This window comes from Arthrobacter alpinus (genome assembly GCF_900105965.1).
In the GTDB taxonomy this organism is placed as follows: domain Bacteria; phylum Actinomycetota; class Actinomycetes; order Actinomycetales; family Micrococcaceae; genus Specibacter; species Specibacter alpinus.
Genome location: NZ_FNTV01000002.1, coordinates 355,065 through 373,609, shown reverse-complemented (window position 1 = coordinate 373,609; position 18,545 = coordinate 355,065). Strand labels below are relative to the sequence as shown.

Here is an 18,545-nt window from a genome sequence, read left to right as displayed (position 1 = left end):
GTTTGAAACCGTGAAACTTCCCGGAATCCGTTTCAAACTAGTTCGACAACAGCGGCTTTGTCATGCCCGCTCTTGCTAAGGAATAACTCCATCATACACGCACATGCTTTTTTGGGTACAACCAGCTCAGTTGACACACACGGAGTGTCAGTCGAGGCATCTGTCCATGCTCAGGCATGGGCCTCGTTGGCGTCCTTGATAGCCGGCGCTCCCGTCATGCGTTTTGCCACGAGGGCAGGAAAGTACCCTCGCCCCCGGTTGGTCCCGCCTCGCATTACACGATCGCTGCCAAACCGCGCGGCCGCCGTCATGGTTCACGGCTCGGATGGATCCGTGCAGACATTGTGTTTGGATCTTGATACTTCCAAAGCTCTGCAAGGCGTGGTGGATGCTGACGCGGCCGCCATCAGCGCACTAGTGACTTCGTGTGGGCTTCGGTTCGTGGCAGACCACTCTCCCAGCGGTGGCCGTCACATCTACATTCCCTTGGTAGAACGTTTGGCGGCCGAGGATGCCCGCGAGCTTGTGGAAGCTCTCGCGTCTCGTTTCCCGAGTCTTGACCCTGGACCACACCAGAACATCACCGATGGTTGTATCCGCCCTCCGGGTTCTTGGCATAAGTCCATGACGGGCCACCAGGTCCTCGACACTCCCCTGCACGAGGCGTACGACATCATGCGCCTACGCAACCCTGCCACCGCCGTGGCTGCCCTGCGTCGCGCACTGGCTGCATCTATCCGCCAGGTGCGGACACGCAAAGATGCCCGCACCACAGCGGGTCTGACCGTGGCCACCACACCCAGAACTACCGGCCTTCTGTCGGCTCGCGGCACATCGGTGTTGCGTAAGGTTGCCCGCACCGGGATCTACGACACTGCCCGCTACAAGAGCGCCTCGGAAGCTCGTATGGCTGTCCTGTCCCACCTCTCTAACTTCTCGATCACTCTTCCCCAAGTTCAGGAACGCCTGACAACTGACTTCGCTGGTCTCGCTGCCCTCTACCAAGACATGGCACACCTAGGCCGGCTGTTGCCCCTCGAATGGGACAAAGCCCAAGCGTGGGTAGCCCAGAAACAGGGAGTCCCTAATGCTGGGAAAGAATATAGCAATAAATGCGACACAGGCCATCCCTTAACCCACGGCGGGGGCACTGCTGAGGTTCGTTCCCCCGCGTCGGTGATGGCTGAAATCAATGATCTTGAAAATGTGCTCTACGCGATCCTTGACCAACGTCTAGCTGAAACTGGGCGTGAAGGTATCACCCTGCGGTTCCTTCTGCGCGCTGTGATTGGTTTCGCTAGGGCTAAAGGAACTCTATTGGTTGATGTGGGGTGCCGGTCTTTTGCTAGGGAGATGGGTAAGCACCATGGCACTATTGCCCGCCTTCTTCCCCGCCTGGTTAGGCACTCCGGTGGAATGCTCTCCAAGCTTCAGGACGCCCAGGGCCGCCACGCTGATAGCTACCTGTTGGGGTTGCCAGAGCAGTGGAAGGACGTTGCGAAAGCTCATGCCTGGCGTAAGGGCAAGATCTACGGGATTCGCCCCGTGTTCAGGGCACTGGGTGCCCCAGCCGCACTTGTTTATGAAGCCATCGAACGTGGCCGCCACTCCCCCACCACAGCGGATATTGTGCGGGCAACCGGTCTTAGCCGGCCCACCGTCCATAAGGAACTGATGACGCTGGCGGAGGTGTCCATGATCGAGCGACACCACGGGGCTTGGCAGATCCTCCACGCCACCAACTTGCGGCATATTGCGGAGTGGTTGGGTGTTCAAGAAGACTATGAATACCAGTGCTCCCTGATACGGGCCCAACGACAGGCTTGGCACGCCTATCTCGAACGCTTCCTTGAGCCGGTGATCCGGGAGGAAGACATCTACGACCAGGAAATTTCCGAATGGGATTCTTGGGTCCCCGACGACTACGGCGAACTCAGCGCCTGGGACCGGCACCTACTCGCCGCCTAACCGCAGCTCGTCGGAAACGAGTTCTGAGGAGTTGCGTGATAATTAGTCCGCAGTTGCCTCCTAAGAAGTATGACTACTCTGATTAATCTCCCACTGAAGACCGCTACCGTCCGTGATCTGGTGTGGGATGAAATGTTCTTGCTCTTAGAGGACTATCGAGATGTTCATGGGACTGTGGAGGTGAAGAACACCCTCATTTTTCGTGGCATGAGTCTTGGTCGGTGGGTTAAAACCCAACGAGAATCTCAAGCAAAAGGAAAGCTGCCCGCGGATCGTGCCGCGCGGCTGGCTGACCTTGGCATGGAGTGGATGCCTCATCATCAAAGCCTGTGGGCGAAGCGATACGATCTGTTGCTGCTCTATCGGGATCAGCACGGCAATGTAGAGGTGCCCCAGTCTTTTGTGACCGATGGTGTCCCGTTGGGTGTCTGGGTAGGCAAACAACGGATGAAGTACAGGCGTGGACAGCTGAGCCCCGAACGGGTGGCGTCGTTAGAGAAGGCTGGAATCTCATGGGAGAACCAGAAACGATCATGGAAGGACGCCTTCTCGATATTAGAATCCTACCGAGAAGAGTATGGCCACGTGAATGCTCCAGATGGATGCACCTACCAAGGCCTTCACCTTGGGACCTGGTTGCAGACCCAGCGCAGGGCGTACCGCGTGGGTACCATCAGCTCCGAGCGCATTGTGGCCTTGGAAAACCTCGGCGTGGTGTGGAGCCTCAACGATGCCAGCTGGGAACACCACTTTGCTCTAGTCACTACGTACAAGGAGAAGCACAAGACAGCGAATGTCCCTACACGATTTATCGAGGGTGACGTGAAGCTAGGTACCTGGATCAAGAACCAACGCATCGCGTTCAAAAAAGGAACCTTACTCCCTGAACGGCAGGCACGTCTGGAATCATTAGGAGTCCGCCTCTAGCGACCCCTACTGAGCCCCAGAGGGAAGATTTTGAACACCATGTAAGTGATGAACAGTCCTACCAGGGCCATGCCTCTTCAGGGGGCTACTATTCTGGGGTTGAGTAGGAACTGAAGAAAGTTTAGCGCCAACCGCTGGTCCCAAGCCGGGACCAGACACCTTAAGGGTTCGTCGGTGGGAGGACCGACAATGGATCACGGTTGCTAAAAGGCAAGATGGTCCACCCTCGGAACTACGGCGAGGCTATCCATGCACAGTGACGGAGAATTTCCACACAGCTTTCCCGGTGTCGGTCATGATGAAGCACTGACTCGCGCGGGTCCAGGAAGAGTTCATCGTGAGGCGTTTCGTGTTGCATGCGGACTGCGTGCTGAAGCCCGCCGGGTACAGGTATGAGTAGCCCGCGGCCCGCGCGGGCGCAGCAACAGTGAGGCCTCCGGCAGCAAGTGCAATAGCGGCCGTAATACCGGCCATGGTATTCAGAGGCTTCAAAGGCATGTGATCCAACTCCTATACGCGAGTAATGCGGTCACTGTAAGCACGTTAGGCGGGTAACCGCCAGTCAGGACTCCGCGAGTCTAACCGCACTGCCCCTACGCTGGAACGGGGGTCTTCGTTCCAGCGTCTCTGTCCGGGCGGAGGGCAATGATCTTGAAAACGTTCTGTACTCGTTCCTTGACCACCGTCTCGCACATACTGGCTGTGAAGGTATAATCCTGAGGTTTGCTTTTTCGAGCGATCCTTGGTTTTGCCGGGGAAAGGGACACACACCACAGCACTATCGGGAGCCGGCTCCCTTCCTGGTCAAACACTCTGGTGGATGCTGTCTAAACTCGATGAAGCCCGCGGAAAGCGATCCGATAGTTACTTGTTAGTCCGGCCGGAGCAATTGGAGGATGATGCAAAAGCCACTGCTTGACGCAAAGGTAGGAATCCACGATCCGGACAGCATTCAGAGCCCCTGGGGCATCCTCAGCCCTCATCTAGGAGTCCGTGGAACGGGGGCGCCGCTCCCCCACAATGGCAGACATTGTCCGGGGCACCGGGTTGATCCGCCCCACCGCCTCCAAAGAACCCACCATCCCGGCAGAAGTGTCTATGGTGGAACGCCCGCACGGAGTTCGGCTGATCATTCACATCGCCAACCTGGCAAGAATCGCAGAGGGGTTAGTTGTCCAGGAAGACTACGAACTCCAAAGTGCTCTCATCCGGGCACAACGCAGGCAGTGTCACGCCCATCGTGAACGGTTCCCTGAGCAAGTGATCCAAGAAGAAGATATTTACGATCAAGAAAGCAACAAGGGCGACCCTGGATCCCCTACGACGACGAGAAATCAGCCCTACAACGGCACCGCCAAGCCGCTTACGCGGCTACTTCATGAGGATGACTCTCTCGCTCCCAAACACAGATCGTGACGAAAAATGACAGCGGACCTGTACATCATCGATTCTTACGCGGATGACGGCCACTGACTTACTGGCGTGGAACTGACAAACTTCAATGCCTATCCCCCCATCTTCCGTTCTCGTATACAGCACGAAGTATGACTCGAGAATAAACACGAATGAAAAATGATAGAGCACGGATTGAAATTAAATACGTCATGACAGATTGTTTGATTTGTGGCCACTTAGCGGATCAGCCAGTTGGACACTCGTTTGTCCGAGAGTAGGTACTGCAGCGGAATAGGTGTATGTGATCGGAGCGGCAAGGTACTCGCCCCTTCAGGCCCACTTCCGGTCAGGTTACAAACCGCCTCTAATGATAAGCGCATCTGAATATTAAATAATTATGTCATGACAGATTGATAGACATATATTAGCGACCGTCTGGTCAGGCGGAGACCGTGTCAAGGTGAGGGTCGCGTCGTGGGCAAAGTTTGCCTCGACACCTACGTTTCGCTGTTCCTTGGTGTAGTTCTCAAGAAAAAGCAGGATTGTTTGGATTTAAATAATTATGTCATGACGGATTGGTGGATTGATAGACATATATTAGCGATCGTCTGGTCAGGCGGAGACCGTGTCAAGGTGAGGGTCGCGTCGTGGGCAAAGTTTGCCTCGACACTTATGTGTCGTTGTTCCTTGGTGTAGTTCTCGAGAAAAAGCAGGATTGTTTGGATTTAAATAATTATGTCATGATGGATTGGTGGATTGATAGACATATATTAGCGATCGTCTGGTCAGGCGGAGACCGTGTCAAGGTGAGGGTCGCGTCGTGGGCAAAGTTTGCCTCGACACTTATGTGTCGTTGTTCCTTGGTGTAGTTCTCGAGAAAAAGCAGGATTGTTTGGATTTAAATAATTATGTCATGACAGATTGATTGACGTACGTCTAACATTCTGTCATGATGGCTTGACGCTATAAAAGGAGAACTAGATGACACCGACAGTGACAGCAATAGGCAATCGAAAAGGTGGCGTCGGAAAGACATCTGTCACCCTGGGACTGGCAATGGGTCTAGCGCTAATCGGGAGACGAGTCCTGGTTGTAGATCTTGATCCGCAATCCAACGCAACCACGGCGCTGGAAGCAGAGGGGGAGTTTGACATATTCGACGTCCTTTACGGCGGTGAAGCGGGAACTCTCGGCCAAGCCATAGTCTCAACATCCTGGGCAGGGGTTGATGCCGTATCGGGATCAGAATCCCTTTCACGGATTGAATCTGAAGTCCTTATGACACCCGAGCTCCGACTTAAAACTGCGGCATGGAACGCCCCGGAACTCGATGAATATGACCACATCCTTATTGATTTGCCGCCCGCTCTTGGTCGTCTGACACTGAATGGTCTGATCTGGGCCGATAGGGCCCTTATTGTCACTGAACCGACCGCCTTTGCAGTCAAAGGGGTTACCGAGTTCATGGACACGGTCAAAAAGGTTCAGTCGTTGCCGCACCTCAACCCAGCGTTGGAGTTCGCAGGGATAGTCATCAACAAAACAAGCTCACCCCTGACGGGTGAGCATGCGTACCAAATTGGTGAACTGCAAGGTGAGTACGGCGACGATGTGGCTATGCCGCTTTTGCCCCACCGAACGGCGATGCAAGATTCGGTTAGCTCGAGAGTTCCGCTTACCAAGTTGTCCAGTCGAGGCGCAGCCGCACTCACAGAAAAGTTTGTAGAACATGCCCGCCGATTGGATGGAGTGAAAAAATGACCCCCGTTGAAAGAAAGTCTTCGATTCGCAAAGCACCTCAGGCTGACGTGGTAGAAGCACTGACCCAGCAGTCCGCCGATGCCGCTGGGGCCGGTGGGGGAGGGGTAGCTTTCCTGCACACACAATCAAAGAGTCTTGAGCCAGCACCCATCGTTTACGAGACAAGACCGGGCCCTGGGCGGCCGAGGTCCAAACGACGAATGGAACCTTTCTCCTCAAAGATTGAGATTAGTCTCCGCGATGAGCTCGACAGGTACCTGAACGAACGCGGAATGACGGTTGTTGCATTCTTGGACGAAGCTATCCGAGACAGGCTTCTGAAGGAATAAATCTGTCAAGACGTAATTATTTGCATACTCGTCCATTAGATTGGATGCCTGGGCGAAGTGCGGAGGCGCTACTCCAGCTCGACTGCTCCCAATAAAGCGGATCCAAGTGGACTTCGAAAGTAGAGCACGCTGTGTCCGTCGCGGACGTATGGAATCAAATTAATCAGTCCAAGTTTCAGGGTCTATTCCACCCCTGCGCCAGGCGTGTCACATGGGTACGGATTTGTCTGTGTATTCACGGAATTGGTTGTTGGAAGTCGCCGCCGGGCTCAACGTTCGGCCCGCCCCCGTTACCTTTTTAGCAGCCCCTTAAAGAGTAAGAATTGGGGTTGTTGGCCTGTCGGTCCCGGCATGATTAAGTCCCCCAGTTATCAATAATCCGGGGGGTGTTGTCACCGAGATTCGATAGGCGCCAGGGGATCGCTAATGGGGACCGGACCAGCACGAGGACCAACGTGCAGGTCAGCCGTAACGTGGATGCCGAGCCTTGCCGCCGCAGGACATGCCAACACTGAATTTCAGACTCACAAATTCTGGGAGGTTTGCATTGATCAAGAACCACGAGGACATCGATATATTCATCGGTGTTGACGTCGGCAAGAGCGATCACCACGCGGTCGCTATCGACCGTACGGGTAAAAAACTTCTCGACCGGGCACTGCCTCAGGACGAGACTAAACTCCGCACCATTATCAAGGCAGTGGCAGGCAAAGGCTCCGTGTTGTTGGTCGTTGATCAGCCCTCGACCATTGGTGCCTTGCCGGTGGCCGTGGCCCAGGCTGAGGGCATCATGGTCGGCTATATTCCCGGGCTAGCGATGCGCCGCATAGCTGACCTGCACCCGGGCGAGGCCAAGACTGACGCCCGCGACGCGGCCATCATTGCTGAAGCAGCAAGATCCCTGCCGCACACCCTTCGTTCCATCGTGGTCGCTGACGAGCAAGCCGCAGAGCTGTCGATGTTGTGCGGTTTCGATGACGACCTAGCAAAGCAGGCCACCGCCACCTCGAACCGGATCCGAGGGTTGTTAACTCAGATCCACCCAGCCCTAGAACGGGTCATCGGAAAGCACCTGGATCACCCGGCCATGGCCGAATTACTGATCAAGTACCCGTCCCCGGACAGGCTCCGCAAAGCCGGCTTGAGCCGTGTCACGACCCTGCTGACAAAACATGCGCCGCGGGCCGGGAAAGGTTGGGCTACCGAGATCTTCACCGCCCTAGATCAGCAGACCGTGGTCGTTGCTGGCACCGGGGCGGCAGGAGTCGTCCTGCCCCAACTCGCGGCCATGCTCAAGCAGCTGCGCACAGCCCGCGATGAGCTCCTTGCCCAGGTTGAATCCCTCGTGGAGGCCCACCCTCTTCACCTCGTCCTGACTTCCATACCAGCGGTCGGGGTCAGGACGGAAGCCCGCATCATCACCGAGGTCGCGGGAAAAGAATTCAAGACCGCCGGGCACCTCGCTTCCTACGCCGGCCTGGCCCCGGTGACGTGGCGCTCCGGGACCTCGATCCGCGGAGATCACCCCTCCAAGAAGGGCAACAAGTCCCTCAAACGGGTATTCTTCCTCTCCGCGTTCGCGGCACTGAAAGACCCGCTCTCACGGGCCTACTACGACCGAAAACGCTCCGAGGGTAAACGACACAACCAAGCGCTGATCGCCCTCGCCCGGCGACGCTGCGACGTACTCTTCGCGATGCTCCGCGACGGCACCTTCTACGAAGCACCAACCCCGAAAACAACCTGATCACCACCAAGCAGCCGCTGGCGGACCCAGACCGCCAGTCATCGACTCCTGCCCAAAATCATTGCAACAAGAAACCTTGAAGAAAATCCGTCCAACCCCTTGACGAAAAACATAGGGACACCCCCCAGGATCCTGAGTGGAAAGACCCCCCGGGCAAACAATGAAACAGCTACTATCGGAACCAGTAAAACCTCTAGTGCGACGACCGATTGAACCCGCAAAGGTTCCTCGGGGCTTCTTTGTGGGCTTGGGCTCGATATGTTCTAGCTGGGGCTGATTTCTCCCGCTGGCGGCGCCGTGATATACACTGGTGAGCCGTAGTCGCTGAACGTCATGGTCGTTGAAAGTCCCTGACCCTGAACGTCCATCTTCTGGGTGAGCTTGACCGGGCGTCCGGACTCATCAATCCACATTTCGGTGGGAATGGAAGTGAGCCCGGCAGCTTCGAGCTGAGCCTTCTCCTGGCTGTCGGCGGGCAACTTGCTCGGGTCAACATCCACCTTGTAGTGGTTTGTCTTTACGCCGTCCACTGTCTCGGGACCAACAAGGGTGACCGATGACGTGGCCTGGATGAAATCCGAGTACGTGTCGACGGGCGACGACTCCAAGGTCGGCTTCAGGCTCGTCCACATCGCGGCGATGGCCGGGTTGCTGCTCGCTTCATCGACCTCAACCCAGGGCTGCTCCGCAGTGCCGAGCAGCATGGCCGCCGGGAGCTTGATGAAGACCTTGCCGTCCACGATGATCATGTCGATCTGTCCCATGTCACCCATTTTCTGGCTGATCTTTGCTGTTTCAACCTTGCCGCCGGACATCTTCTGTTGACCGCTTCCGGAAATGACCTGGCCGGCAACCGACATCTCTGAGGTGAAGGTGAGTGTTGTCAGTTTTTTCGTTGCCTCTTGAACGGTTATTGCCAGGCTAGCGGCGTCCTTAGGGGCCCCAGCTTCAGCCGCTGCCATAGTCGCAGAAGAACTCTGCGATGCGGTGGAGTTTTCCGCTGGAGGGGAGGAGCACCCGCCCAATGCCAAGGCTGGTGCGACAAGGAAGATAGCCGTGATTCTGAGGGTTCGCTTCTTCGTGAATGTGATTTGAAAATGAGTCATGATTTCGCTCAAGGGAAAATACTCAGTAGTTGAAGACGCAGTGATGAAGGGAGAGATGACCATTTCGGGAAACATGCCTCTCATCTACTTGGGAGTGTATCGTCGAGGAATTATGACGGTAGTTGGATAGGAATTCTTAGTCGATCAGCGGTTAGAAATTCTCATCAGCAGGCCCCCGCTGGTAGACCTGCTTCTTGGGGCTCCGACGATGTCCCGGAATTTTTGGCCCGTGTTTATCGCGTGTGTCGGTGAGTGGGAACTGAACGGCGTTTGACGCCAACCGCTGTACCGTTGGTCCCCAGGATGAGCATAGGGTTGATGCCTGTGATGTCAGGCGTAACAACAAACTGTCCCAGATCCTTGAGCACATTGAAGGGGCCGATCTCGGCACTGTCCGCGGTACTGTCCGCGGCGGTGGACACTGCAGGGACCGCCAATCATTCGTGACGCCGTCTCGTACCAATCCTTAGGACGACGCGTCTGCAGTCACGTGCGGATGCTCCCCAGTTCCCGCTCCGGAGGCGGGGACTGGCTTTTTTATGAAGCCCTTGGGCCCGTCGAGACCTGCGGGGGCGCGGCGATCCTGTTGCCCAGCCCCATCGCTGGGCGCCATCGGCGGTCTCATTCGGTCAGGCTCGGATCGGCAGTCAGAGAGACAACCGCCCAGATGTCAAGCCCCAAGGGCTCGAGTGCGGTAATCACTCCCCGTCGAACGGAGTCTTCATCGCCAACACTCCAATCGGACCCCGGCACGATGAAGTCAACCTCCACATAGAGTTTTCGGCCAACTTTCCCGGTGCGAATTAGTGGCAGCGGTAGAACAAATCTCCTGCGGACAGACTCCACCGCTTGGGCTACAGCGACAGTGATTTCCTGTGGCGGGGCTCCCTCGAGCAACTCGTTCAGGCCTGTCGTGATCATTCGAAGGGGGATGATTGCGACGATTGCCGAGGCGACCAAGACAAGAATGGGATCGATGTAGAGTGCCACTAGGTTCAAGCCAGCTGTCTGGAGGATTGCGGCCGCTGCGGCACCGACCATCATCATGACGCTGAGAGCGGCCCCTGCCCGCCATTGGGACACTTCAGCTGAAACGAGGTCCGAGGACGGAGCTTGGCGACGTACCCATCGGGCAACTAGAAATCCCGCGGCAGCGGTGGAGGCCCCGTAGATGCCGATTATCATCGGACTGACTGGCGACCCGCCGTCGCGGATAATGACCACGGCGTCCGCGGCCGCGAACAACAAGGTCCCCGCAATCGCAAGCCCTTGAAGTAGAACCACCAGAGGAGTGAGAGCGGCGCGGCCAAATGGAAAACGGGTGCTTGGCCCGGCAGATGAGGCCGAGGCTGCCCCCAAGGAAATCCATGTGAGGATAAGCCCGACTCCTATGTAAGCGCCGTCAAAGAGTATGATTCTGGTGCCGGAGACGATTCCCAAGAGGAGCGCTACAGCTGCTATTGCAACAGAGGTCCACAATGAAGAAAGCAAAGCGTGCCTTTCTGCACGAACAAATGCTGCATTTCGGTCAGCCAGCATCCGAGGCATCCTCCCGTAGGTTTTCCGAGTAACGACTCACACCCTGTGGGTTCAGTTTTGCTGTGTGGCACTTGCCAGTCAAGGGGATGGATTTCTTCTAGTTTCGGTGTGGCAACGGCAGTGCAAGCGGAAAGCAAGTGGGCGGATTACCGACAGGGCATGAAGCACAGCGAACAATTCGCCCTGACAGATCTTTAGAGTTACCTCTCCCGCTCCAATAATTGCGCTGGGACAACTCCGGCCCTTCTCTTCACGAGGAAAGGAGTTGAACCGTGGAGTGGCCAGAACATTCCCACTACTGGCGCGGCGTTAATTCCATCACCTGTTGACTCCCCAAGGTCGCGCGATCCAGGAGTAGCCACACGTTTAAGTTCTGGTCTCGAAACCAAAAGTGCCTCGCTTGCAGACCGTAGTGAGAGACGGCCAAACGAGAATGAACCTGGACCTGACGAATGCGTTCCAGGCCCTAGGGGCACGCTCTGTAATGCGTGAATGTTATGGCTTTTGCCGTTTCCTTGTGTAGGTCATCGTTGTAGCATATGGTCACCAATACGAAGCATTATTCCGCTCTTGAATGGACCATCCGAACATGGAAACGCTCACAGGAATATTGAAAGATGCTGAACTTGATTTGATCCGTGAGGTTGAAATCGAGCGCATGGGCCTGCTGGACGAAGATGAACTGCTGGCCCTACACAAGCGGGTGCGACGTGCCCGCAACAAGCACACAAAGAACTACCGCAGACGAGCTGCTGCTGGGGTTGCGGAGGAAGGTGCCCGGGGAGCCTCACGGCCACGCCATGGTAAGGCCGCCCAGCGTGCGGAAGTCTTTGAGGAAGCCCTGTCTCGAGTCAGCCTGCGCCTGGCCGCCACAGCTCAGGAAACCTACGAGGCACTGAAGGCCGAACGCCTCGAACGCGCTCGCGCAGGAAAGTCGTCGGGGCCCGAAACCTCGAAAATCCCCGGCACGGGAGGGGTTGGCCCAGGAACGACTCCCATGCACAAGACATCTCCGGGGGCACAAAAAATACAGGCTTCCTCACAAGCCGCCAACGCACAGAGGCAAGCCAAGCGGGATTCCCAATAGTCACAACCACGCCAGTGAGTCTGAATATGGGTCTGATTCAAGCCGATACACAGTTCTTGAATCCGCCCTGCCACAATCACCTGATTGTGGCAGGGCGGATTCTGGTCACCAAAGGGGATCCGATTAGATTGACGTGTGTCCCCGCGTGGGATGCACGTGATACTGTCCCGGCATGGGACAGCGAAGAGAGTTCAAGGAAATCACCAACGACCAAGCTGTCATCGCTTGGCAGTCCATCAGACAGGCTGACGCGGCCCGGGCCTTGGTCCTCAAAGACGTAGTGCACTTGTTGACAACGCGTGGTCTCAGCGTCCGGAAAATCGCCGCGGAACTAGGCGAGAGCAGGAGCCAAGTCAACCGCATCATCAAAGCCGGGCCAAAGCCCGTATTGCTCAGTGATGACCCGCGCGCGGACGAAACACTGATGTTCGCGGATGTTGCCTGGAAGGCCGTGGGCGGAAGGCCCATCGGGACCCCCTGGGCTGTTAAGACCGAGCGGTTAAGCGCAGCATTGGCAGACAAGTTCCCGGGCGAAACTTTAAGTACCCAGTTTTACGCACGAAACAACACAGTGTTCGTGATTCTCGAAGACGGCACCGGTCTTCGCTACAGCTGGGAAAGCGAGCTTCTGAGTCAGCACCAGCCGCAAACTGGTACGGAAGTCGTCCCGGAAGACCGCTACAAGCTCACCTTTGAATAACTGATTTCTGGGAGCTATGACAGGACCAATCACGATTCTTCCATTCCCGCATAGCATCACTAACATACAATTTTTCACTTTGTTACATGGCACCCCACTCAGGCTGCGTATGCCTGACAGCCGCAGGTACAGGTAATTGACCCTGTTATGACCTTGCTACTTGGGACGCTCTCAGTTATATGACCCGCGACAACGCGAACATTCCAGACTCATGGAACCATGCCGGTTCCTATCGGGTGGGTTGGGGGTCGGGGATTTCGTGGGGTAGGTATTTTGGTAGGCGGCTGGCGGGCAGGATGGCGATGGCGCTGAGGGACGCGAGGATGAGAAGGCCTATCTTCAGGGTGCTGAGACGGGCATCTGTGTTGATGGCGACGGCCGATTCAATTTGGGTCTCCGTCGCTGTTGTTTGGGTCAGTGTTTCGCGGAGGTCGTCGTTGCTGATGAAGTTAACGTTGTCTAGGTCCACTTGGGCGACTAGTGATGGTGGAAGGTCGACATTATTGAGTGTTGCTTGGCCGATGCTGAGTCCGAGTATTGTCACCAACATTGCCCCGGCGAGGGCAGTGCCAACAGCGCCGGCGAGGTTTTGGGTTGTTCCTCGAATAGAGCCGACGTCTCCTGCGAGTTCCTTCGGCGCGGCGGTGACTAGGACATTGAAGACGAGTGTGACCAAAGCGCCTTGTCCGACGCCGAAGACAAACAAGCCGAGAATGGTTGGCAGTGTCTCCCAATTGTTGTTGACAACTAGGGCCAGCCACGCCAGGGCAACTGTGGTGAGGATGAATGAGAATACGGCGATGGTGCGTGGGGCGAATCGGTTGTAGAAGCGCACGACGAGTGTGGCGGTGATGAAAACGGTCAGGTTGAACGGCATCATCGCGAGTGCAGTGTCGAAAGGGGTTCTGCCTTGAACGATCTGGATGTAGAGGGGAACAGTAAAGTTCAATGCTGCTTCCAGGGAAACGACAATGAACATCGCGTAGACGGCTGCGCGTTCAGACGAGGAGCCCAGGACCGCCAAACTGACTAGGGGTTCTTTGCCGTTTTTTGTCTGTCGCCTCGTCCAGACAAAGAAACCTTGGCCCAGAATAATTCCTGCTACGACGAGTAGTGGTGCGGGGGAAAGCCCCAGGATATTGAAGGGTGCGTTTGTGGTCGCAAGAAGTGGTCCCCAGGCGTTGAAGTTGTTGAAGCCCAAGGTGAGGGAGATGATTCCTGCGCCGATGAGCGCGGCCCCTACGATGTCGATCTTGACCGAAGGATTGCCTCTGTCGGCGTGGAGTCGGAAGCTGAAAATGAAAACTGTCACGGCAAGGAGTAGGACGATGCCAAATACTGGTCTCCAGCCCACTAGTGTTCCTAGCGTCCCTCCGATCAGGAAGGCGCTGACTCCCGAGAGTGCACGGGCTGAACCCAGTGAACCGATCGCCGTTGCTTGTTGGGTGCCGTGATAGTTTTCGGCGATCAGTGCAACTAGGGAAGGGACAATAATCGCGGCCGAAGCGCCCGCGAAGGCCTGAGCCGCAATCGCCCACCCAATGGTGGGGGCGAAGATCATCATCAGGGCCGAAACTGCGAAGAGCGCCACGACGACGCGGAAGATGACGACCCATCCGATGCGCTGGCCCAGTTTCGCACCCACCATGACAAGGGCCGCTACGACCAGCCCATACGTAACAATTACTGTACTGACGGTGGTGGGTGCGGCGCTAAAGTCCTGAACCATGCCCCCGAGTGACACGGGCAATGCAGCAACGTTGAATGACATGAGGACCTGGGCCAGGAAGAGTCCGACCATGGGTACCCAGGAGACTCTCGGTTCCCTCACGGACGTAGGCTGAGTTTTAGTCGACATTGAGGGTGTTGTCCTTCGGTTGTTTGGCGGCCGAGGCGAAGATGTTCAGGCCGAGGACGCGGGAGAGGTAGGCGGTTGCTTGTTGTCCACGTACGCTGTTGCCGGCCTGGTCCAATCTGGGTGAGAAGGTTCCTATGCCCGCTTTGCCAGGCGCGATGGTGATCAGGCCCCCAGCAACCCCGGATTTTCCAGGCAGACCGATCTCGAACAACCATTCACCGGAACGTTCATAGAGGCCGTTGGCGGCCAGGACGGCGAGGGTGTCGCGGCACACCTGGGCGGAGACAACGCGGACACCGGTAACCGGATTGACGCCACCGTCGGCAAGGGTGGCTGCCATGACGGCCAAGTCTCGGGCGCTGACACGCAGCGAACACTGCTTCGTGTACACGTCCACGACTTCCAGAGGTGGCCGTTTGATCCTTCCATAGCTTTCGAGCAGGCCTGCGATGGCGCGGTTGCGCGTGTTCGTCGCAGCCTCGGAACGATAAACGACCTGGTCCAGTTCCAGTTCACGCCCGGCGAAACTGGACAGGCCCGACTTGATGGCTTCCCACTGATCGGCAGCTGTCAACCCGCGCATAAGGGCCGTGGTGGCCAGTGCACCGGCATTGACCATCGGATTCATGGGGTGGCCATCATTTAGCTCAATGGCAATGACCGAATTGAACGCCAGCCCCGTGTTGTTCACGCCAACCAAGTCAGCGATGGCCTGATGACCGAACTCCTCGCACACAAGTGCATAGACGAAAGCCTTGGAAATTGACTGGATCGAGAACTCAGCAGCCGCATCACCAGCTGCATGTTCCCCACCGTCAACATCCACCACACAGACGCCGAACAACTCTGGATCAGCCTGCGCCAGCTCCGGGATGTAGTCCGCCACGGACCCGTCCTGGCAGGTGCTGTTGCGCTCGTGGGCTGCCACAACGAGATCATCAACGCGCCCCCACTCGGGAAGACTTCCTGTGGAGACCGCCTGCTCAACGCCATCAATGTTCACATCCAACACAAACTCCCCCTAAGTCACGAATCAGAACTCGATCCTATACAGAAGGGAGGCCGCTGGCAGGCTCGGCTGATACATTTCGACTCACATGCGCCAACCGGTGTGCACAAGGCTTTCAGAATTCACAATAGGGACAATCTTTACTGTTGTGTCGCAAGGCTTTGGGGGTTATGGGTACCTGGTTAGTTGCTGGCTCTTATTTGGTATAGGGAGTATGTTCGCCGTTCGTAGCGATCCGTTCGGCTGGGAATCTGGTGCAGGATCGTCGAGGAGTCCAGAATGGACTGCCAACACTGCTAGCTGGACGCGGTTGATGACGTTGAGCCGTTCCATGATTTTGACTAGATCGCCCTTCACCGTGGCTGGACTGACGTGCAGGAGGGCAGAAATTTGCTTGTTGGTATTTCCTCCTACTAGGGCTGAGATGAGTCGTTTGTCTCGTGAAGAGGTTGACATCAAAAGGTGGGCAGCGAGTTTACTTTCGTTGTCTGACTGTCTAGGGAAAGTCACCGCGTCGGTCGGTTTCGCGTAGATCACATTCCCTGCGTAGATCATCCGTAACGCCGCTGCTAAGTCGGTCCTAATGGAACATTTAGACAGATAGCTGGATGCTCCCGCAGAATGGGCCCGCGTCATAGTTTTGAGATCGCAAACGGATGAGAACATCACAACTTTGGTGCTTGGTACAGAGGCCAAAATATGTTGGGTGGCTTCCACACTGGATACATTGCGTAGTTGAGATTCCATGAGGACCAGATCAGGGTTGAGCCTTTGTGCTGCATCGATGGCTTCGTTGCCAGTGGAGCTAACTTCTTCGAGGCTAACTTCCCGAGATTCAGCAAGGAGACTCTCGAGTCCCTTGCATACCAAATAGTCGCTATCGGCGAGGAGGATTCGAATGGGCGATGGTTGCATGCCGCCCTAAACTGCTGGGTGAGGTGCGTTCAATTGTGAGATCAACACTGGTTGGTGATTCTTCGCGGACGTTCTTGCGGCGGCAACGATCTTTAGAGTTCGAATGCCAACGCCCCCGTCGGGCTGGGCCGAGATTTTTGGGGTTGAGCCAAAGACGGCCCTGCCAGAATGGCGAACTGCCGAAATAAATTCGGCGAGCAGAAGACGGTCCAGATTGGGTGAGCTGGTGACATGGAGGGGGCCGTCGGCACCAATTCCTGAGATGCTCTCAGTAAATGGTTCTATTTCGATCGTTCCTTTCGTACCGACGACCTGCAACGTCAAGCTACCCCAGGTCGCTGCGGAGTCGGGGAGGCTCCATGAACAGTCAATTGAAGCGATGAGGCCGCTTTCATAGGTGATCGTGACTAATCCGCCGGTTTCCACGCTGATGTTTTTATCAGCGTGGAGGATCGTATTTGCGACAGCGTAGACACTAAGGGGTTGTTCTCCGTCGGTCATTGAATCGATAAGGTCAGCGCAATGCACGATGTGGTCGATGAGTGCGCCACCGCCTGCCAGCTCTTGGTCAGTGAACCAGCCGCGAGAGGTGCTAGGTATTTTTCCGTTGTTGGTTCCGGATACTGAAATCGGTTCCCCCAAATGGCCGGCTGCTAGGTGGTTCTTTAGGGATGCAAATGCGGGAGAGAAGCGCACCGGATAGGCGATCATGAGTATTGCTCCAGCGTCGCGGCACGCCGCCACCATTGCCTCGGCATCTTTGATTTCCGTGGCGATTGGCTTCTCACATAGAATGTGTGCGCCCGCTCCTGCAGCGCGTTCGACTAGTTCTCGGTGACGAGAATTTTCGCTGGTTACTATGACTGCGTCGGGTTGCCAAGCGAGTAGGTCGCTATAGTCGTCGACGTAGTTGAGACCCATCTGGTGTGCTAACTCTGACCCCCTCGTGGCGCCATCGGTGGCCAGTGCACCGTCAGGGTCAGCTGTCAATATTTCAATGCCTGGCATTCTCGACAGGATCGATGCGTAACTGAGGGCGTGTTCGTGGGCAAAAGAGGCGATGGCAATTTTGATTGGCCGTTGTGTGTTCATGATGCAAATTTCTCAACAGGGAAGTTCGCGGCTACCTCTTCAGCCTGCCCTGTCGCTAGTGAGAGCCGGGCGGCCTGGACTAATTGAACGGCTGCAATTCCGTCCCGTGCAGTTACTCGAGGTTGCGGGCCGCCCCGTATGGCTTGCTCGAATTCTCGCAAAGCCAGTAGATGTGGACTTTCAAATTGGGGAGCCTTTGGATTCTCGAAATTTGCGCCACCGGAGCGTTGTATTTCGCCGGTAATGGTGAGGTCTTTGTCCGACGAGTAGCTGAGAGTTCCTTTGTCGCCCGCAATGGAGAATCCAGTTGAGAAGCGCGTCTTCAGTGGCCCCCAGGTTGCTCGGATACTGGATATTGCCCCGCCTTCGTGCTTGATAGTGACATGAGCCGATGTGACTTCGGGAACGCGGCCGGCGACAGTTTGAGGATTCTGGACGGCATAGATACTCTCCGCTGGACCGCAGTTCCACAGGGCTTGATCCAGGTCATGGATCATGAGATCCATGATGATCCCGCCGGAGAGATCTTCATTGCGAAACCATGACTCAGGGGCCGGTCGTGAGACGTTGCGGAAATATCTGGCGACTGCGATTTTTCCCAGGCGGCCCTTTTGGGTAGCGCGATGAGCAGCGAGGTAGGGCGCCGTGTATCTGACAACGTGGGCCGGATGTAGCTGCACGCCAGCATTGTTGGCAGCATTACTGACGTGGACGGCATCGGCCGTGGTTAGGCCTAGCGGCTTTTCGCAGATGACATGTTTATCTGCCCTTATCGCTTCGAGGGCAAGGTCCTTGTGGGTGTAGGAAGGGGTAGCAAGATCGACGGCGTCGACCCTTTGCAGGATTTCATCGTATGACTTGACTTGTTGGATGGAGTATCGCGATGCGACTTCAGGGGCTCCTTTTTCGGCATGGATGAGTAATGTAGCGCCGATCGCCTGCCATGCGCGGGCATGCGCGTGAGAAATCATTCCTGCACCGATGAGGCCAACAGTCAACGGTTTTCTGACGGTTGGGGCTGCATTAGGGGTCACCATGGTGAATGCTCTTTCCAGAATTTGACGAACAACATACGAACGAAGTGGGCTGCGGCGTCGTGAACAACTGACCAT

At 56.2% G+C, this 18,545-nt stretch carries 16 protein-coding genes; 7 read left to right on the top strand and 9 right to left on the bottom strand.

Annotation, left to right across the window (positions count from 1 at the left end):
* The first annotated feature begins 144 nt into the window (after positions 1-144).
* Complete coding sequence (locus tag BLV41_RS21265) at positions 145-1,968, top strand: LexA family transcriptional regulator (protein ID WP_244517040.1); 1,824 nt, start codon at positions 145-147, stop codon at positions 1,966-1,968.
* Positions 1,969-2,037: 69 nt separating this feature from the next.
* Positions 2,038-2,895, top strand: coding sequence for a helicase associated domain-containing protein (locus BLV41_RS21260; RefSeq protein WP_074713454.1), 858 nt, complete (start codon positions 2,038-2,040; stop codon positions 2,893-2,895).
* A 243-nt stretch (positions 2,896-3,138) separates the two neighbouring features.
* Here the strand turns inward: BLV41_RS21260 and BLV41_RS21255 are convergent, their stop codons facing one another.
* Positions 3,139-3,393, bottom strand: a complete 255-nt coding sequence (locus tag BLV41_RS21255; protein WP_074713833.1) for a hypothetical protein — start codon at positions 3,391-3,393, stop codon at positions 3,139-3,141.
* A gap of 1,878 nt (positions 3,394-5,271) precedes the next feature.
* Here BLV41_RS21255 and BLV41_RS21245 point away from each other — a divergent pair.
* The 3 genes from BLV41_RS21245 to BLV41_RS21235 all read left to right on the top strand — a co-directional run bounded on the left by BLV41_RS21245 (position 5,272) and on the right by BLV41_RS21235 (position 8,127).
* Entirely contained in the window at positions 5,272-6,051 is a 780-nt protein-coding gene (locus tag BLV41_RS21245; RefSeq protein WP_074713831.1) for a ParA family protein, read from the top strand.
* 200 nt (positions 6,052-6,251) lie between these two features.
* Entirely contained in the window at positions 6,252-6,380 is a 129-nt protein-coding gene (locus BLV41_RS22905; protein ID WP_280138656.1) for a hypothetical protein, read from the top strand.
* 547 nt (positions 6,381-6,927) lie between these two features.
* A complete protein-coding gene (locus BLV41_RS21235; RefSeq protein ID WP_244517063.1) occupies positions 6,928-8,127 on the top strand; it encodes an IS110 family RNA-guided transposase in 1,200 nt (399 codons plus the stop codon).
* A gap of 263 nt (positions 8,128-8,390) precedes the next feature.
* Here BLV41_RS21235 and BLV41_RS21230 read toward each other — a convergent pair whose 3' ends face one another.
* The 3 genes from BLV41_RS21230 to BLV41_RS21220 form a co-directional block, all read right to left on the bottom strand.
* Positions 8,391-9,233 carry an SCO4651 family lipoprotein gene (locus BLV41_RS21230; protein ID WP_483073316.1) on the bottom strand — a complete coding sequence of 281 codons (843 nt, stop codon included), beginning with the start codon at positions 9,231-9,233 and terminating at the stop codon, positions 8,391-8,393.
* 233 nt (positions 9,234-9,466) lie between these two features.
* On the bottom strand, positions 9,467-9,655 hold the full coding sequence (locus BLV41_RS21225; RefSeq protein WP_074713827.1) for a hypothetical protein: 189 nt from the start codon (positions 9,653-9,655) through the stop codon (positions 9,467-9,469).
* A gap of 199 nt (positions 9,656-9,854) precedes the next feature.
* Positions 9,855-10,724 carry a cation efflux transmembrane domain-containing protein gene (locus tag BLV41_RS21220; protein WP_170835557.1) on the bottom strand — a complete coding sequence of 290 codons (870 nt, stop codon included), beginning with the start codon at positions 10,722-10,724 and terminating at the stop codon, positions 9,855-9,857.
* A gap of 637 nt (positions 10,725-11,361) precedes the next feature.
* On the opposite strand from BLV41_RS21220, the gene BLV41_RS21215 reads away from it, so the two are divergent.
* Together BLV41_RS21215 and BLV41_RS21210 are read left to right on the top strand one after the other, a co-directional pair.
* Positions 11,362-11,859 (top strand): hypothetical protein, encoded by a 498-nt coding sequence (locus BLV41_RS21215; protein ID WP_074713826.1) that lies wholly within the window; start codon positions 11,362-11,364, stop codon positions 11,857-11,859.
* Positions 11,860-12,031: 172 nt separating this feature from the next.
* Positions 12,032-12,559, top strand: a complete 528-nt coding sequence (locus BLV41_RS21210) for a helix-turn-helix domain-containing protein (RefSeq protein WP_074713825.1) — start codon at positions 12,032-12,034, stop codon at positions 12,557-12,559.
* A 229-nt stretch (positions 12,560-12,788) separates the two neighbouring features.
* Here the strand turns inward: BLV41_RS21210 and BLV41_RS21205 are convergent, their stop codons facing one another.
* The 5 genes from BLV41_RS21205 to BLV41_RS21185 form a co-directional block, all read right to left on the bottom strand.
* Positions 12,789-14,390 carry an MFS transporter gene (locus BLV41_RS21205; RefSeq protein WP_244517062.1) on the bottom strand — a complete coding sequence of 534 codons (1,602 nt, stop codon included), beginning with the start codon at positions 14,388-14,390 and terminating at the stop codon, positions 12,789-12,791.
* A gap of 16 nt (positions 14,391-14,406) precedes the next feature.
* Positions 14,407-15,429 (bottom strand): glutaminase A, encoded by a 1,023-nt coding sequence (gene glsA / locus BLV41_RS21200; RefSeq protein ID WP_074713823.1) that lies wholly within the window; start codon positions 15,427-15,429, stop codon positions 14,407-14,409.
* A gap of 165 nt (positions 15,430-15,594) precedes the next feature.
* Positions 15,595-16,341: a response regulator transcription factor gene (locus tag BLV41_RS23135; protein ID WP_074713822.1), complete on the bottom strand. Its 747-nt coding sequence runs from the start codon at positions 16,339-16,341 to the stop codon at positions 15,595-15,597.
* A 6-nt stretch (positions 16,342-16,347) separates the two neighbouring features.
* Positions 16,348-17,433, bottom strand: coding sequence for a Gfo/Idh/MocA family protein (locus tag BLV41_RS21190; protein WP_074713821.1), 1,086 nt, complete (start codon positions 17,431-17,433; stop codon positions 16,348-16,350).
* Positions 17,430-18,545, bottom strand: a complete 1,116-nt coding sequence (locus BLV41_RS21185; RefSeq protein WP_211481683.1) for a Gfo/Idh/MocA family protein — start codon at positions 18,543-18,545, stop codon at positions 17,430-17,432. Before BLV41_RS21185 ends, BLV41_RS21190 begins: the two co-directional genes overlap by 4 nt.

Bases quoted from the DNA above. Each gene is read 5' to 3' on its own strand.
- BLV41_RS21260 (WP_074713454.1), top strand. From the start codon at position 2,038: ATGACTACTCTGATTAATCTCCCACTGAAGACCGCTACCGTCCGTGAT.
- BLV41_RS21255 (WP_074713833.1), bottom strand. From the start codon at position 3,393: ATGCCTTTGAAGCCTCTGAATACCATGGCCGGTATTACGGCCGCTATT.
- BLV41_RS21245 (WP_074713831.1), top strand. From the start codon at position 5,272: ATGACACCGACAGTGACAGCAATAGGCAATCGAAAAGGTGGCGTCGGA.
- BLV41_RS22905 (WP_280138656.1), top strand. From the start codon at position 6,252: ATGGAACCTTTCTCCTCAAAGATTGAGATTAGTCTCCGCGATGAGCTC.
- BLV41_RS21230 (WP_483073316.1), bottom strand. From the start codon at position 9,233: ATGACTCATTTTCAAATCACATTCACGAAGAAGCGAACCCTCAGAATC.
- BLV41_RS21215 (WP_074713826.1), top strand. From the start codon at position 11,362: ATGGAAACGCTCACAGGAATATTGAAAGATGCTGAACTTGATTTGATC.
- BLV41_RS21210 (WP_074713825.1), top strand. From the start codon at position 12,032: ATGGGACAGCGAAGAGAGTTCAAGGAAATCACCAACGACCAAGCTGTC.
- BLV41_RS23135 (WP_074713822.1), bottom strand. From the start codon at position 16,341: ATGCAACCATCGCCCATTCGAATCCTCCTCGCCGATAGCGACTATTTG.
- BLV41_RS21190 (WP_074713821.1), bottom strand. From the start codon at position 17,433: ATGAACACACAACGGCCAATCAAAATTGCCATCGCCTCTTTTGCCCAC.
- BLV41_RS21185 (WP_211481683.1), bottom strand. From the start codon at position 18,545: ATGGTCAGTTGTTCACGACGCCGCAGCCCACTTCGTTCGTATGTTGTT.